Genomic DNA, 15,924 nt, shown 5'->3' on the forward strand with positions numbered 1-15,924 from the left:
GCCCGGCGTCAGCTCTCGGCCGCCACGGGATCGGGCACGGCTTCCTTCGGTGCGTGCTCGGCCGCTTCCTGCGGCTCCGGCAGCAGGTCCAGTACGGCCTTGCGGTGCGCCTCGCTCGTCGCCTCGTCGTACGGGTCCGGGGTCGCCGGCACCTGAAGCCTGAGCACCGGGCCCGTCCCGAGCCGGGCGTAGCCGCGGCCCGGCGGGACGTCGGGCGTCGGCGTGGTGTGCGGGGCGAGACCGAGCACGGACTCGACCTGCTCGAACGTGGCCGGCCCGAGTACCACGCGGGCGCGGGTGTGCGTCCGTACGCTCTCGCTGAGCGCGTCGAGGCTGTCGAACTGCTCCGCCACGACCACCGTGACCTGTGCCGCCCTGCCGTGACGCAGGGGCACCTGGAGCAGTTGCTGCGGGTCGGTGTGCCCGTCCGCGGCGGCCAGGTGGCCGAAGATGCTCGGCCGGTCCAGGAGGAGCCAGAGCGGTCGCCTGGTGTCGTCGGGGACGGGATGGCCGGCCTGCCGGGCGCGGTTCGCCGCGAGCAGCCGCCGCTCGGTCTCGTGCGCCGCCCACTCCAGGCTCGCCAGTGCGCCGGCCAGCCCGCTCTCGACGGCCAGGACGCCCGCGCGCCCCGTCAGACAGGCGTACTCCCCGGTTCCGCTGCCCTCCACGATCACTACGTCTCCGTGCTGCAGGGCCTGGAGAGCGATCGATCGCAGGAATGTCGTGGTGCCGCAGCCGGGTTCGCCGACGGCCAGCAGATGCGGCTCGGTGGAGCGCGGTCCCGTCCGCCAGACGACCGGCGGCGCGTCCCGGGTCTCCTCGCCCTGGGCCACCGGCACGGTGCGCTGCACCGCGTCGGGATCCGTGAAGCCCAGCACGGTCTCGCCGGGGGCGGTGACAAAGCGCTGGGCGGCGATGGAGGTGGGAAGGGCGGGCAGCACGCTCATCACGAGCCGGTTGCCCTCCTCGTCCCAGGTGAAGAGATACTCGCGGCCACGCCCGGACTTGGCGTGCAGCAGATGCTCGATCCGGGACCGGGACTCGGCCTCGCCGTCGGTGAAGTACGCCGGGTAGGCGACCTGCAGCCGGGTGATCCGGCCGTTGGCGTCGAACTCGTAGTCGCTGAACGTCTTGCTCCAGTCGCCGCCGTGGGCGAAGAGCGGAGCCGGGTCCTCGGCGACGGAGAAGTACGGCACGAGTGCCTCGTAGAGAGCCTGGAGCCGCCCGGTCTCCGCCTCGTCCGGGCCGGTCTTCGCGGGCGTGCGGACCCGGCCCTTCCAGGCGGCCGCGGCCATCACCGTGATCAGGGCGGCCAGCGGCCCGTACGGGATGAGCGCGACCACCAGGAGGCAGGCCGCCGCCAGGAACAGTGTGGCTCCACGCCGTTCCTTGGGAGTGGCGGCCCACTTGAGCCGGGCCACGGCGGCCAGCTGCCGCAGGCCACGTGTGATGGTGATCAGCGGATGGAGGACGTCCGTGGCGCTGTCGGCGGCCGTGCGCGCGATCTCGCGGCTCCGGGCGATCTGCGCGCTGCCGCTGCTGAGAATGCGGGGGAGTGGTCGCCGGGCCACATCGGTCTCCTGAAGGTGCGGAAGGTGCTGGGTGGGGCCTGGGGCGTCAGAATTTGATCCCGCCCAGGAGGCTGGCGAGGCTCGCGCTGCCCGCCTTGATGCTGGGGGCGATGGCCGTGCCCGAGATGAAGAAGCCGAAGAGCGAGCAGGTGATCGCGTGGGACGCCTTGAGGCCGTCCTTCCTGCAGAAGAGGAAGACGATGATCGCGAGCAGCACCACGCCTGAGATGGAGAGGATCATGAGGGGTTCTCCTGGTTGAGGGGACAGTCACCATGAGTACTTCCATGCTCACAGGAAGTATGTATGTGATAAAAGGTGCAAATGGGTGAAAATCTTGGGTTTTCACTGCACCGGAGCACGTTCTGCCGCCCGCCAGGGGGCACACTGCGCGGTTGCACGTCACAGTGCCTCCCTCGCGGTCATCCATTGCCGCGGAGGGGCCGCGTCATGTCGGTGCGCGGGCAGTACCCTGTCGATTCACTCGTACGGCGGCTGTTGCCGTGCGCCCCAGGTCAACACAGTGAAAGGCGGTCCCTCCGATGAGCGAAGCCCCGGATCCCGAGGTGATCGAACTCGCCACCAGGGTCTTCGACCTGGCGCGTCAGGGGGAGACCGAGGCGCTCGCCGCTTACCTCGACGCCGGTGTCCCGGCGAACCTCACCAACGACCGCGGCGACACTCTCGTCATGCTCGCCGCCTACCACGGGCACGCCCCGGCCGTGGAGGCGCTCCTCGCCCGCGGCGCCCAGCCGGACCGCGCCAACGACCGCGGCCAGACCCCGCTCGCCGGCGCCGTGTTCAAGGGCGAGGACGCCGTGATCCGTGTACTCCTCGCCGGCGGTGCCGACCCGAAAGCGGGCACGCCGTCGGCCGTGGATACCGCGCAGATGTTTGGGAAGACGGACGTCCTGGAGCTGTTCGGCGGCCATTGAGCGGCTGCCGAGAGGCTGTTGGGAGGGACGCCGTAAATGTGGTCGCGGTGGCGAAATGGGTGGGTCATCATGACGTCGGGCCCTACCCCGGACTTCATCCGGGAGTTCCCCGGGGGCCACCGACGAGAGGCAGAGGAAGATGGTCTACAGCAAGCGGAAGACGACGGGCGGCCCTACATGTTGCTGCGCGGCCTAGGCATCTCCACTCCCCGGTTGCGTCGACAGCTTGATGTGAGGCTTTTCCCATGTTCGATCCAGTCATAGCGCCGAGCGGCACGCTCCTCGGCCTGCTGCAGAGGGGCCGCGGCGACGGCACGCTGCACGCGCTCGCGGCGCCGCGCGCCGAAGCGCTCGCCGCGCTCAACCACTGCGTACTGAACGACCCCCGCCACGACTGGCAGGCCGAGAACCGCTCGCTGTACTACGCGCGCCTCTACCTGGACCTCCACGGCAGTCTGCAGGAGATCGAGCGGCACCTCTGCGATACCGACGACCACCTCGACACCGACGAGGCCAGGACCGGCCTCGCGCTCGCGGTGCTCGGGCATCTCGCCTCCTACGGGCGGGGCGACGCCCTGTCCCTGCTGAGGCGCTACGCCACCAACGGTGCCAACTGGGCCTGGGCCCTCGACGAGCTCGCCCTGCGCGACAACGACTCGGGTCTGCGCGCCCTCGCCCCCGCCGTCCTCGCCCGGTTTCCGGCGACCCCGGAAGGCAACGCCGAACTGGCCACCACCATCCGCGACGCCTTCGAACCACGGCCCTGGCGGCTGTGGGCCGAGGACGGGCGCGAGGCGATCGGCGCGCGGGTGCGCGCCGCCCAGGAAGCCGGCTCCTTCGACCGCTGGCAGCGCCAGCTACGGCCCACCGGGCCCCGCCCCGGATGGAGCGTCCAGGCCGTCTTCGACTGGGCCGACCAGGCGGTGGAGCGCGGCAGCGCCCTCCACGTGCCGGCCGCCCGGTGCCTGTCGGCCGTAGCGGGCCCCGAGGACCGGCCCGCCATCGTCGAGGCCGCACGCCAGGGCTCCGAAGGAGCCCGCTGCGCGGCGCTGCACTACCTCGCCGAGTCATGCGACCCCGTTGTGCTCGACCTGATCGAGGCCGCCGTGTCGGGCGGCTCCCGTACGGTCGCCGACGCCGCCGTCGCCGCTTTCGAGCGGATGTGCGGCGACGAGGCCGTCGACCGGGCACGCGGCTGGGTCCACCGGCCCGACGCGCTCGGAGCGTCGGCGGCGGGCGTGCTCGCCTGCCGCGGCTCGGCCAAGGACGCCACACTGGTCCTCGGCGCGCTGCGTGAGGCGGTCCGCGCCGACGGACCCGACGCCCCCCTGCTGTGGACACTCGTCGACGGTGCCGGACGGCTGGGAATCGGCTGCGCCGCACCAGTGCTGCGCCATGTGTACCGGGAGACCGCCTCCTCGCAGCTGCGCGGGCGCGCGGCCCGCGCGCTCGCCGCCACCGACTCCTCCTTCCGCACCGGATTCGCCGTCGAATGCCTGTGGGACTGCGAGGAGACCACCCGGGAAGTGGCCGCGCTCCACGCCGAGACCGGTGACGTCCGCGTCGCCGAGCGACTGCGCCGGCTGGCCGCTGACCCGGCCGAGGAGGCCGAGGTGCAAACCGCCGTTCGCAGCAGAATCGGCCCGGATATGCCCGCGATATGACATTCGGGGCGCGGGAGGCCCGCGGCCACAAACGCTCATGGGACGTTTCCCGGGCGGACAGATCCACGTTGTCGCAGCCACTCCGGGCCCGACGACAACACGGGTATGCGAGTCGTCATCGTCACCGAATCCTTTCCGCCAGACGTCAATGGTGTGGCGCACTGCGCCCTGCAGACCGCCCGGCACCTCGCCGCGCGCGGTCATGACCCGCTCGTCATAGCCCCGGCAGTCGCCGGGGCCGACGACTCCGACCGAACCGCACCCTGCCCCGTGGTGCGCGTCCCCTCCCTGCCCCTGCCCGGATATCCCCAAGTACGGGTCGCCCTCCCCAGCCGCCGCGTCGCGGCGGCCATCGCCGCCCACCGGGCCGACCTCGTCCACCTGGCCAGCCCGTTCGTACTCGGCGTGCGCGGCATGGCAGCCGCGGCTCGGCTCGGTCTGCCCGCGGTCGCCGTCTACCAGACCGACCTCGCCGGCTATGCCCGCACCTATGTGGGCGCGGGCGAGGGTGCCGCGTGGCGGCGCATCCGTACGGTCCACAGCGCGGCGGACCGTACGCTGGCGCCCTCCAGCGCCGCCCTGCGCGATCTGGAGGAGCACGGGGTCGAGCGGGTACGGCTGTGGCCGCGCGGCGTGGACACCGCCCGTTTTCGGCCGGAGCTGCGCGACGGGACACTGCGCCGCGAGCTTGCCCCGAACGGCGAGCTGATCGTCGGCTACGTGGGTCGGCTCGCCCCCGAGAAGCACGTGGAGCTGCTCGCCGGGGCCTGCGCGCTGCCCGGTGTACGTGTCGTGGTCGTCGGCGACGGGCCGAGCGAGCCCACCCTGCGCACCGCGCTGCCCGGTGCCGTCTTCCTCGGCCGCAGGACCGGCGACGACCTCGCCCGGATCTTCGCCTCCCTGGACGTCTTCGCCCACACCGGCCCGTACGAGACCTTCTGTCAGACCGTGCAGGAGGCCATGGCCAGCGGTGTGCCGGTCGTCGCTCCCGCGGCGGGCGGCCCCCTCGACCTGGTCGACCAGGGGCGCACCGGTCTGCTCGTCGAGCCGCACGCGGTGGACGCGGTGACCACCGCCGTCGCCACACTGGCGGCCGATCCGCGGCTTCGGGACGCCTACGGACGCGCCGGACGGGCGGCCGTCGAAGGCAGGACCTGGGCCGTCATCGGGGATCTGCTCCTCGACCACTACGCCGAGGTACTCGGCGCGCGTACGGCGGTGGCCGCGTGAGTGCGCTGCGGATCGTACGGCTGGCGAATTTCGTCACCCCCGCCTCCGGCGGGCTGCGCACCGCCCTGCGCGAACTGGGCAAGGGCTATGCGGCAGCGGGACACGAGCCCGTGCTCATCGTGCCGGGAGAGGTGGAGAGCGACGAGCTCACCCCCCAGGGCCGCGTGATCACCCTTCCGGGACCCGAGCTGCCCGGCACCGGCGGCTACCGCGTCCTGGCCGCCCGGCGCCGGCTGCGCGACGTCCTGGAGATCGTCGAACCCGACCGGCTGGAGGTCTCCGACCGCACCACCCTGCGGTGGACCGGTGAGTGGGCACGACGCCACCGCATCCCCTCGGTGATGGTCTCGCACGAGACGGCGGACGGGGTGCTCAAGACCTGGGGGCTCTCGGAGGGCATCGCGGCCCGCGCCGCCGACCGGCTCAACCGCCGGACGGCATGGGCGTACTCGCGCATCGTGTGCACCACGGAGTGGGCGGAGCGGGAATTCGTACGCATCGGGGCGCGCAACGTCGTACGCGCGCCGCTCGGTGTCGATCTGCGCCGCTGTCGGCCGGGCCGTCGCAGCACGGTCCTGCGTGCCAAGTACGCCGCCGGGGCCGACGTCCTGCTGCTGCTCTGCTCCCGGCTGTCGGTCGAGAAGCGTCCCGGCATGGCCCTGGACGCGCTCGCCGAGCTGCGGGCACGCGGTGTACGGGCCTCGCTGGTGGTCGCGGGCGAGGGACCGCTGCGGGCCGCGCTGGCACGCCGGGCCCGCACGGAGAACCTGCCCGCCGTCTTCCTCGGCTACGTCGGCGACCGTGACGCGGTGGCCGACCTCCAGGCAGCAGCGGACATCTGCCTGGCGCCGGGCCCCGCCGAGACCTTCGGCCTCTCGGCCCTGGAGGCCCTGGCCTGCGGCACGCCGGTCGTCGCAAGCGCCTCGTCGGCACTGCCGGAGGTCGTGGGTGACGCCGGAGCGGCAGCCGTCGACACCCCGCGGGACTTCGCCGACGCCGTCGAGAAGCTGCTCGCCCGGCCGGAGACGGAACGCCGCGAGGCGGCGCGCGCACGGGCGGAACTCTTCGACTGGCAGCGGTCGGTGGACGCGTTCCTGGCGGCGCACGAGGCACCGGCCGTGCGGGAGCGGATACCGGGAGAAGGGGTGGCCGCGTGACGGCCGACCCGGGGACCGCGTTGGTGGACGAGCAGGCCGACCGGGGCAGCCGGCCGCCGCGAGCGGCGATATACAAGGCCGGGGCACGCTCCCGGCCCCGCACCGGGCCCGAACCCGCCGCCGGTGCGCCCGCGCGCCCCTTCCGCTTCGCCGCTCTCGGCGACTCCCTCACCGAGGGGGTCGGCGACCGCACCGGCGACGGATGGCGCGGCTGGGCCACCCTGCTCGCCGCAGCGATCGGCGGCGAGACGCCCGCCGAGTTCCGCAAGCTCGCCGTCAGCGGCGCCCTGACCCAGGATGTCGCCGAACTCCAGACCCCCGAAGCGCTGGAGTTCGAACCCGACATCGCGTCCGTACTCGTCGGCGTCAACGACACCCTCCGCTGCACCTTCGACATCGAGGACCTCACCCGGCAGCTCGACTCCGTCTGCGCCCGGCTGTCCGCCCGGGGCACGGTCCTGCTGACCGCCTGTCTGCCCGACCCCGGCACCATGCTCGGACTGCCCCTCCCGCTGGCCCGTCCCCTCGCCCGGCGCCAGCGGGCCGTCAACACGGTCGTCCACGCCCTGTCCGACCGCTTCGGCGCCGTACATCTGCATGCCGCCGAGGGCCCCTGGGTCGCCGACCGGCAGATGTGGAGTGCCGACCGGCTGCATCCGGGCGAGCGCGGCCACCGGATGATCGCGCACCGGTTCCACGAGCTGCTGGCCGAGCGGGGACTGGCACGCGGAAGCGCGCCCGCCCTCGCCCTCGAGCAGCCCGCGCCGACGCGCACCGCGTCCTTGCTGTGGCTCGCCACCGCAGGCACCGGATGGGTGGCGCGGCGCTGCACCGATCTGCTCCCTCAGCTGCTGAGGCTGGCCGGCGCGGAGGTACGGCACTGGGCGCGCGGCACCAGCGAACGCCTGGACCGGAGCGCCGAACACGCGCTCTTCGCGGCGCTCGCCGCCGTGTCACTGGACGTTCCCCTTGCCAGAATGGGGGAATGAGCGGGCGCTGGGAATTCTGGATCGACCGTGGCGGCACCTTCACCGACATCGTGGGAAGACGTCCCGACGGACGGCTCGTGACCCGGAAACTGCTCTCGCACCATGCAGAGCGGAACCAGGACGCGGCCGTCGCAGGGATTCGGCTCCTCCTCGGTGTCGGTCCCGACGACCCGGTCCCCGCCGACCGCGTCGACAGTGTGAAGATGGGCACCACCGTCGCCACCAACGCCCTGCTCGAACGGCGCGGCGAGCCGACCGTGCTCGTGATCACCGAAGGCTTCCGGGACGCGCTGCGCATCGCGTACCAGAACCGGCCCCGGCTCTTCGACCGCCGGATCGTGCTGCCCGAGGCGGTGTACGAGCGCGTCATCGAGGTCCCCGAACGTGTCGACGCGCACGGCGACATCGTGCGGCCGCTGGATCTGGCCGCCGTCAAGGAGCAGTTGGAGGCCGCCCGCGCCGACGGCTTCCGCAGCGCCGCCGTCGTGCTGATGCACGGATACCGCCACCCGGACCACGAACGCCGCATCGCCGAAGCGGCCCGCGCGCTCGGATTCACCCAGGTCAGCTGCTCCCACGAGGTCAGCCCGCTGATCAAGCTGGTGCCGCGCGGCGACACCACCGTCGTCGACGCCTATCTCTCGCCGATCCTGCGCCGGTACGTGGACGAGGTGGCGGCCGAACTGGGCGGCATCCGACTGATGTTCATGCAGTCCAACGGAGGGCTGCGCGAGGCCGCCCACTTCCGCGGCAAGGACGCGGTGCTCTCCGGGCCGGCCGGAGGCGTCGTCGGCATGGCACGCACCGCCGAACAGGCCGGATTCGGCCGGGTGATCGGTTTCGACATGGGCGGTACGTCCACCGATGTGTCGCACTACGCGGGAGAGTTCGAGCGCGAGCTCGGCACCCAGGTCGCCGGGGTGCGGATGCGCGCGCCGATGATGAACATCCACACCGTCGCGGCCGGCGGCGGCTCGGTCCTCCACTTCGACGGCCGCCGCTACCGGGTGGGCCCCGACTCCGCGGGCGCCGTCCCCGGCCCCGCCTGCTACCGCCAGGGCGGCCCGCTCACCGTCACCGACGCCAATGTGATGCTCGGCCGCATCCAGCCCGGCCACTTCCCCGCCGTCTTCGGACCCGAGGGCGATCAGCCCCTGGACGCCGACACCGTGCGCGAGCGCTTCGCCGCGCTCGCCGACGAGGTCCGCAAGGAGAGCGGCACCCCGCGCAGCCCCGAGGAGGTCGCGGCCGGATTCCTGGAGATCGCCGTCCTCAACATGGCCAACGCGGTCAAGAAGATCTCCGTACAGCGCGGACACGACATCACCCGCTACGCCCTCACCTCCTTCGGCGGCGCGGGGGGTCAGCACGCCTGCGCGGTCGCCGACGCGCTGGGCGTCAACACCGTGATCGTGCCGCCGCTGGCGGGAGTCCTGTCCGCGTACGGCATCGGCCTCGCCGACGCGACCGCCATGCGCGAGCAGTCCGTCGAGGCGGAGCTGGACGACGAAGCGCTCACCCACGTCCGGGCACTCTGTGACGAGCTCGCCGAGCGCACCCGCGCCGAATTGCGGGACGACAACGTCCCCGACGCGGCGATCACCGCGCACGCGCGCGTGCTCCTGCGTTACGCGGGCACGGACGCCGGCCTCGCGGTGAAGCTGGACACGGCCACCGCCATGAAGGAGGCATTCGAAACGACTCACAAGGCCCGGTACGCCTTCACCATGGACAAGCCGCTCGTGGTCGAGGCCGTGTCCGTCGAGGCGGTGGGGACGGCGGGGGAGCACGGCACATACGTCGGCGAGGAGACCGAGGAGATCCAGGGGGCACCGGAGACCGGGGGGACCGGGGGGACCGAACAGCGCGGGGACGGCAGGGAGTTCGCCCCGCGGGCCCGGGTACGGATGTTCGTGGACGGAGAGCGGCGGGAAACACCGCTGTACCGGCGCGCGGATCTGCCCCCCGGCGACACGGTGGACGGGCCCGCGATCATCGCCGAGGCCGATGCCACCACCGTCGTCGACCCCGGCTGGCGCGCCGCGGCCGACGAGCGCGGACACCTGCTGCTGACGCGCGTACGGCCCCGTCCCGGCCGGGCGGCGGTGGGCACCGACGTCGATCCGGTCCTGCTGGAGGTGTTCAACAACCTCTTCATGGCCATCGCCGAGCAGATGGGCGTGCGCCTGGAGAACACTGCCCACTCGGTCAACATCAAGGAGCGGCTCGACTTCTCCTGCGCCCTCTTCGACGCGCACGGCAACCTGATCGCCAACGCCCCCCACATCCCCGTCCATCTCGGCTCCATGGGCGAGTCGATCAAGGAGGTTCTGCGGCGGAACGAGAAGACGATGCGGCCCGGCGATGTGTACGCGATCAACGACCCGTACCACGGTGGGACGCATCTGCCCGATGTGACGGTCGTGACGCCCGTGTTCGACGGGGACGAGCTGCGCTTCCTGGTCGCCTCGCGCGGCCACCACGCCGAGATCGGCGGTATCACCCCCGGCTCGATGCCCGCCTTCAGCCGCACCGTGGACGAGGAGGGTGTGCTCTTCGACAACTGGCTGCTCGTACGCGACGGGCGGCTGCGTGAGGCCGAGACCCGGGACCTGCTGACCGGCGCCCGCCATCCGTCCCGCTCGCCCGACACCAACATCGCCGACCTCCGTGCCCAGATCGCCGCGAACGAGAAGGGGATCTCCGAACTGCGCCGCATGGTCGACGAGTTCGGTCTCGCCGTCGTCCAGGCCTATATGCGGCACGTACGGGACAACGCCGAGGAGTCGGTGCGCAGAATCGTCGCCGGGCTCAGCGACGGCTCCTGCCGGTACGAGACCGACGGCGGGGCGGTCATCCAGGTGGCCCTGAGCGTGGACCGCGACGCGCGCAGCGCCGTCATCGACTTCACCGGCACCTCACCGCAGCAGCCAGGGAACTTCAACGCGCCCAAGTCCGTGGTCATGGCAGCGGTCCTGTACGTCTTCCGGACACTGGTCGCCGACGACATCCCCCTCAACAGCGGCTGCCTGGAGCCGCTGGAGGTACGGGTGCCGGACGGATCGATGCTCGCACCCGTCCACCCGGCGGCGACCGTCGCGGGAAATGTGGAGACCTCCCAGGCCGTGACCGGGGCGCTCTACGCGGCTCTCGGCGTCCAGGCCGAAGGTTCCGGCACGATGAACAATCTGACCTTCGGCAACGACCGTGTGCAGTACTACGAGACCGTGGCCAGCGGCTCCGGAGCGGGCGACGGCTTCGACGGCGCGGACGCCGTGCAGACGCATATGACCAACTCCCGCCTGACCGACCCGGAAGTGCTCGAGTGGCGCTATCCGGTGCGGGTGGACGCCTTCGCGGTCCGCGAGGACAGTTCGGGGCGCGGACGCTGGAACGGCGGCAGGGGAGTCGTCCGCAGAATCCGCTTCCTTGAGCCCATGACGGTGGCGCTGCTCACCGGGCATCGCCGGGTCCCGCCGTACGGCATGGCCGGCGGGCTGCCGGGCGCGCTCGGCAGCAATCTCGTCGAACGGGCCGACGGCAGCGTCACCCCCCTGCGCGGCGTCGACTCCGTCGACGTCGGCCCCGGGGACGTGCTCGTGATGAGCACACCCGGCGGAGGGGGCTACGGACATCCGGCCCTCTAGGGATGCCCTAGCCGCCGATACGTCCGCGGACAGGGACGAAGCGGATGGGTGTGCCGGGCACCGCCTGCGCCGCCGCGGGGAGGTCCCGCTCGTCGGCGACCGCCACGACCGGATAGCCGCCGGTGGTCGGATGGTCGGCGAGAAACACCACGGGACAGCCGTCCGGCGGCACCTGGACCGCTCCCAGCACCATGCCCTCGCTCGGCAGTTCGCCCGTCGATGAACGCTCCAGCGGCGGGCCTTCGGACCGCAGACCGATGCGATTGCTCGCCGACGACACCCGGTAGGCGCCCCGCGTCAGCGTGCGCAGCGCCGCGTCCGTGAACCAGTCGGCACGCGGCCCGTACCGTACCCGTAGCACCAGCTCGCGGGGTGGGGCGGGATGCGGCGCGGCATCCACGCGCGCGTGGGCGGGGGGTGTGGGGCCGAGCGGCAGCACGGCGCCGTCCGCCAGCGGCGCCGGGCCGAGGCCCGACAGCAGATCCGTGGACCGGCTGCCCAGCACCGGTTCGACGGCGACACCACCGCCGAACGCGACATAGCTGCGCACCCCGAAGGCCGCGGACCCGATGTCCAGCAGAGCCCCGGCGGGCACCCGCACCGCCGCCCCCCAGGCAGCGGGCCGCCCGTCCACGGTCACCGGGCAGGGCGCGCCGCCGGTCGCCACCGTCACCGCGCATCGCGGCCGTACGGCACAGCCGTTGAGCGTCGTCTCCAGAACCGCCGCCTGCGGGGGGTTGCCGACCAGCCGGTTGACCAGCCGCGCGGCCGGCGGATCGAGTGCGCCGGAGCGCGGCACCCCGAGATGGGCGTGCCCAGGCCGCCCCAGGTCCTGCACGGTGGTCAACGCCCCGGCCCGTACGACGGCGAAGGCCCGGTCGGTCATCGGCACTCCGGAACGAAGCGCACCCGTGCCCCCGGAGAGAGCAGCGCGGCGGGCTCCCGGGCCGGGTCCCACAGGACCCTCCCGGTCGTCCCGATGAGCTGCCATCCCCCGGGCGAGGAACGCGGATACACCCCGGTGTACGGCCCGGCCAGCGCCAGCGCCCCGGCCGGGACCGAGGTGCGCGGTGTGGCCCGTCGCGGCACCGCGTACTGCTGCGGAAGCCCGGTCAGATAGCCGAAGCCGGGCGCGAATCCGCAGAAGGCGACCCGGAATTCGGCCGCCGAATGGATCCGGCCGACCTCCTCCTCGCTCACCTGCCACAGGGCGGCGACATCCGGCAGATCGGGCCCGTCGTAGCGCACCGGCACCTCGATGACGTCCTCCACGCGCGCGTGGAGCGGCGGAATCTCCCATCCGGTCAGCTCGTCGGCGAACCGGCCGGGCTCCTCCACTCCGTCGAGCAGCACCGTCCGGGCGGCCGGCACGATCTCCCGGATCGCGGGCAGCGTGCCCGAGGCACGCCTGCGCAGCAGTTCGGCATGGAGCGCACCGGCTTCCTCCCCGTCCGCCAACTCGACGAGGAGCGCCCGGTCGCCGACCGGAAGGACCCTCATACGAAGGCCTCCACACGGACCCCGGCGGCCTCCAACCGCGCTCGTACCCGGCGGGCGAGCGTGACCGCCCCCGGGGTGTCGCCATGGAGACAGAGGGATCGTGCACGCACCGGTACCGACCGCCCGCAGCGTGAGGTGATCACCCCGAACCGCGCCATGCTGACGGACCGCTCCACGACCTGGGAGGCATCGGCGAGCACCGCGCCCTCCTGCCCGCGCGGCACGAGCGTGCCCTCCGCGGTGTAGGCACGGTCCGCGAACGCCTCGGTGATCACGGGGAGTCCGGCCTTCTCGGCCAAGGTGTGCAGCTTCGAACCCGGCAGTCCCAGCAGGGGCAGCCGCTCGCCGGACAGCAGCACGCCCTCGACGACGGCCGCCGCCTGCTCCTCGTCGTGGACGACCCGGTTGTAGAGCGCGCCGTGTGGTTTGACGTACGAGACACGTGACCCGGCCGCGCGGGCGAAAACCTCCAGCGCGCCGATCTGGTAGGCGGTCTCGGCGGCCAGTTCGTCCGGCGGGACGTCCATGGAACGCCGTCCGAAGCCGGCCAGGTCGCGGTACGAGACCTGGGCGCCGATCCGTACCGAGCGCTCCGCGGCGAGGGCGCAGACCCGCCGCATGGTGGACGCGTCCCCGGCGTGGAAGCCGCAGGCCACATTGGCGCTCGTGACGACCGACAGCAGTTGCTCGTCGTCGGTCAGCCGCCAGTGGCCGAAGCCTTCGCCGAGGTCGGCGTTGAGATCGATGGACGCCCAGGTCATGTGCCCTCACTCTTTCACTTCGTCAGGCCACGCGGTACTGCTCGTCGCGGGCGTCCGTGATGAACATCCGACCCGGCGCATGGGTGAGGGCGAACGGCGGCCGGGACGCCGTCACCGCCGCCTGCGGGGTGACTCCGCAGGCCCAGAACACGGGGATGTCGCCCGGCTCGGCGTCCACCGGATCGCCGAAGTCGGGGCGGCTGAGGTCCTCGATGCCGAGCCCGGCCGGGTCTCCGATGTGCACCGGATCCCCGTGCACAGCGGGCATCAGGGCGCTCTGACGGATCGCCGTGTCGAGATGCCCGGGCGGCACGGGGCGCATTGACACCACCATCGGCCCGTGCAGCCGTCCCGCGGGACGGCAGAGCCGGTCGGTCACGTACATCGGTACATTGCGGCCCTGATCGATGTGGCGCATCGGGACGCCGGCCCCGGACAGCACCCACTCGAAGGTGAAGCTGCAGCCGATCAGGAACGACACCAGATCGTCCCGCCAGTGGCCCAGGACGTCCGTCGGCTCGTCGACGAGTTCGCCGTGCTCCCACACCCGGTAGAGGGGGAGATCGGTCCGCAGATCGGCGTCCGGGGCGAGCGGCGTCGACCAGGAACCGGCATCGGTGACGTCGAGCACGGGGCACGGCTTGGGGTTGCGCTGGCAGAACAGCAGCATGTCGTAGGCCCAGTCCGCGGGGACCGAGATCAGGTTCGCCTGGGTGCGGCCGGGGGCCAGCCCCGCGGTCGGGACGCTGAGCCCGGACCGGAACCGCTCGCGGGCCCCGGCCGCGGTCAGCCTCCGGGCCGCGGCCAGGCCCTCGGCGGGGGCCAGGTTCTTGGCCGTGGTCAGGTCCAGCGCCGTGCTCCCGCCCCGGCCCGTGGTCAGGTCCAGCGCCGTGCTCCCGCCCCGGCCCGTGGTCAGGTCCAGCGCCGTGCTCCCGCCCCGGCCCGTGGTCAGGTCCAGCGCCGTGCTCCCGCCCCGGCCCGTGGTCAGGTCCAGCGCCGTGCTCCCGCCCCGGCCCGTGGTCAGGTCCAGCGCCGTGCTCCCGCCCCGGCCCGTGGTCAGGTCCAGCGCCGCGCTCACGCCCCGGCCCGTGGTCACGTCAGCACCTTGCCGCGCGTCTCGGGCAGCCCGAGCAGCGCCAGCACGGCCAGTCCGTAACCGAAGGCGCCGAGGACGAGCGCGCCGCCCACACCCCAGCTGTCGGAAAGGAAACCGACCAGCGTGGGCAGGAACGCGCCCACGCCGCGGCCGCAGTTGTAGGTGAAGCCCTGCCCTGTGCCGCGGACGGCCGCCGGATACAGCTCGCTCAGGAAGGACCCGAAGCCGCTGAAGATCGCGGACATGCAGAAGCCGAGGGGGAAGCCCAGGACGAGCAGGAGTCCGTTCGCCCCGGACGGGATGTTCGTGTACGCGAGGATCCCGATGGCCGACAGCACGGCGAAGAGCGCGATGTTCTTCTTCCGCCCGATCCGGTCGGTGAGGTATCCGCCGGTGAGGTAGCCGATGAACGAGCCGGAAATCAGGAAGGTGAGATATGCGCCGGTGCCGACGACGGTCAGCCCCCGCTCCGTCTTGAGATAGGTCGGCACCCACGTGGCGAGTGTGTAGTAGCCGCCCTGGACGCCGGTGGACAGCAGCGTCGCGAAGAGCGTGGTGCGCAGCAGGTCCTTCCTGAAGATCGCGAGGAAGGAGCCGCGTTCGGTGCTCTCACTGCGTTGGGCGGCGGCCTCGGGCGCGTCGCTGACATGGCGCCGTACGTAGATCACCAGCAGGGCGGGCAGCGCGCCCGTCCAGAACATCACGCGCCAGGCGGTGTCCGCGTCGAGGAACTGGAAGACCAGGGTGTAGACGATGACGGCGAGCGCCCAGCCCGCCGCCCACGCGCTCTGGACGGCGCCGAGGGTCCGGCCGCGGTGCTTGGCGCTCGCGTACTCCGCGACAAGGATCGCGCCGACGGCCCACTCGCCGCCGAAGCCGAGGCCCTGCAGGGCCCGGAAGACCAGCAGCGTCTCGTAGTTGGGGGCGAAGCCGCAGAGCACGGTGAACACCGCATAGGTGATCACCGTGAGCATCAGGGCCTTGACCCGGCCCACCCGGTCGGCGAGAACGCCGGCCAGCGCGCCGCCCACCGCCGACACGACCAGGGTGACAGTAGTGAGAAGTCCCGTTTGTCCGTTGTCGAGACCGAAGTAGGCGGCGATCGCCACCATGCTCAGCGGCAGCGTGAAGTAGTCGTAGGAGTCCAGGGCGTACCCGCCGAATGCGCCGCCGAAGGCGCGGCGACCGCGCGGGCCCAGCGCCTTCAGCCAGGCGAACGCGCCGGTGTCCTCGGGGATTTCACCCTGTTTCGACTGTGTCCGGGTCGTGCTCATCTGCACCTCGCAGAGGGGGAGGAGGGTGCTGCCGGAACTTGCGGTGACGCCAAGGTAGGGGATTGTTGAACGATCCGACAAGAGTCCTGTCGGGTCGTTCTT

The 15,924-nt window shown here is 72.3% G+C and carries 13 protein-coding genes; 6 read left to right on the plus strand and 7 right to left on the minus strand.

Features of this window, described 5'->3' with window-relative positions; genetic code table 11:
* Window positions 1-8: 8 nt before the first annotated feature.
* Entirely contained in the window at window positions 9-1,571 is a 1,563-nt protein-coding gene (locus OG293_RS30790; protein ID WP_406002034.1) for a hypothetical protein, read from the minus strand.
* Between the two features lie 46 nt (window positions 1,572-1,617).
* Entirely contained in the window at window positions 1,618-1,812 is a 195-nt protein-coding gene (locus tag OG293_RS30795; RefSeq protein WP_406002035.1) for a hypothetical protein, read from the minus strand.
* 299 nt (window positions 1,813-2,111) lie between these two features.
* Here OG293_RS30795 and OG293_RS30800 point away from each other — a divergent pair, with 299 nt between their 5' ends.
* The 6 genes from OG293_RS30800 (at window position 2,112) to OG293_RS30825 (ending at window position 11,191) form a co-directional block, all read left to right on the plus strand.
* Window positions 2,112-2,504 carry an ankyrin repeat domain-containing protein gene (locus tag OG293_RS30800; protein WP_406002036.1) on the plus strand — a complete coding sequence of 131 codons (393 nt, stop codon included), beginning with the start codon at window positions 2,112-2,114 and terminating at the stop codon, window positions 2,502-2,504.
* Between the two features lie 245 nt (window positions 2,505-2,749).
* Complete coding sequence (locus OG293_RS30805) at window positions 2,750-4,168, plus strand: HEAT repeat domain-containing protein (protein WP_406002037.1); 1,419 nt, start codon at window positions 2,750-2,752, stop codon at window positions 4,166-4,168.
* 105 nt (window positions 4,169-4,273) lie between these two features.
* On the plus strand, window positions 4,274-5,398 hold the full coding sequence (locus OG293_RS30810) for a glycosyltransferase family 4 protein (RefSeq protein ID WP_406002038.1): 1,125 nt from the start codon (window positions 4,274-4,276) through the stop codon (window positions 5,396-5,398).
* The gene (locus tag OG293_RS30815; protein WP_406002039.1) at window positions 5,395-6,555 is read left to right on the plus strand and encodes a glycosyltransferase; all 1,161 of its coding nucleotides are present in this window, start codon (window positions 5,395-5,397) and stop codon (window positions 6,553-6,555) included. The genes OG293_RS30810 and OG293_RS30815 overlap by 4 nt, the downstream gene beginning before the upstream one ends.
* Window positions 6,552-7,544 carry an SGNH/GDSL hydrolase family protein gene (locus OG293_RS30820; RefSeq protein WP_406002040.1) on the plus strand — a complete coding sequence of 331 codons (993 nt, stop codon included), beginning with the start codon at window positions 6,552-6,554 and terminating at the stop codon, window positions 7,542-7,544. The genes OG293_RS30815 and OG293_RS30820 overlap by 4 nt, the downstream gene beginning before the upstream one ends.
* Window positions 7,541-11,191: a hydantoinase B/oxoprolinase family protein gene (locus tag OG293_RS30825; RefSeq protein WP_406002041.1), complete on the plus strand. Its 3,651-nt coding sequence runs from the start codon at window positions 7,541-7,543 to the stop codon at window positions 11,189-11,191. Before OG293_RS30820 ends, OG293_RS30825 begins: the two co-directional genes overlap by 4 nt.
* A gap of 7 nt (window positions 11,192-11,198) precedes the next feature.
* Here OG293_RS30825 and OG293_RS30830 read toward each other — a convergent pair whose 3' ends face one another.
* The 5 genes from OG293_RS30830 to OG293_RS30850 all read right to left on the minus strand — a co-directional run bounded on the left by OG293_RS30830 (window position 11,199) and on the right by OG293_RS30850 (window position 15,822).
* Window positions 11,199-12,077, minus strand: a complete 879-nt coding sequence (locus OG293_RS30830; RefSeq protein WP_406002042.1) for a biotin-dependent carboxyltransferase family protein — start codon at window positions 12,075-12,077, stop codon at window positions 11,199-11,201.
* On the minus strand, window positions 12,074-12,691 hold the full coding sequence (gene pxpB, locus OG293_RS30835; RefSeq protein ID WP_406002043.1) for a 5-oxoprolinase subunit PxpB: 618 nt from the start codon (window positions 12,689-12,691) through the stop codon (window positions 12,074-12,076). The genes OG293_RS30830 and pxpB overlap by 4 nt, the downstream gene beginning before the upstream one ends.
* Window positions 12,688-13,452, minus strand: a complete 765-nt coding sequence (locus OG293_RS30840; protein ID WP_406002044.1) for a LamB/YcsF family protein — start codon at window positions 13,450-13,452, stop codon at window positions 12,688-12,690. The genes pxpB and OG293_RS30840 overlap by 4 nt, the downstream gene beginning before the upstream one ends.
* 22 nt (window positions 13,453-13,474) lie before the next feature.
* Complete coding sequence (locus tag OG293_RS30845) at window positions 13,475-14,278, minus strand: putative hydro-lyase (RefSeq protein WP_406003765.1); 804 nt, start codon at window positions 14,276-14,278, stop codon at window positions 13,475-13,477.
* A gap of 266 nt (window positions 14,279-14,544) precedes the next feature.
* Window positions 14,545-15,822: an MFS transporter gene (locus OG293_RS30850; protein WP_406002045.1), complete on the minus strand. Its 1,278-nt coding sequence runs from the start codon at window positions 15,820-15,822 to the stop codon at window positions 14,545-14,547.
* Window positions 15,823-15,924 lie beyond the last annotated feature (102 nt).

Source organism: Streptomyces sp. NBC_00829 (genome assembly GCF_045161795.1).
Taxonomy (GTDB): domain Bacteria; phylum Actinomycetota; class Actinomycetes; order Streptomycetales; family Streptomycetaceae; genus Streptomyces.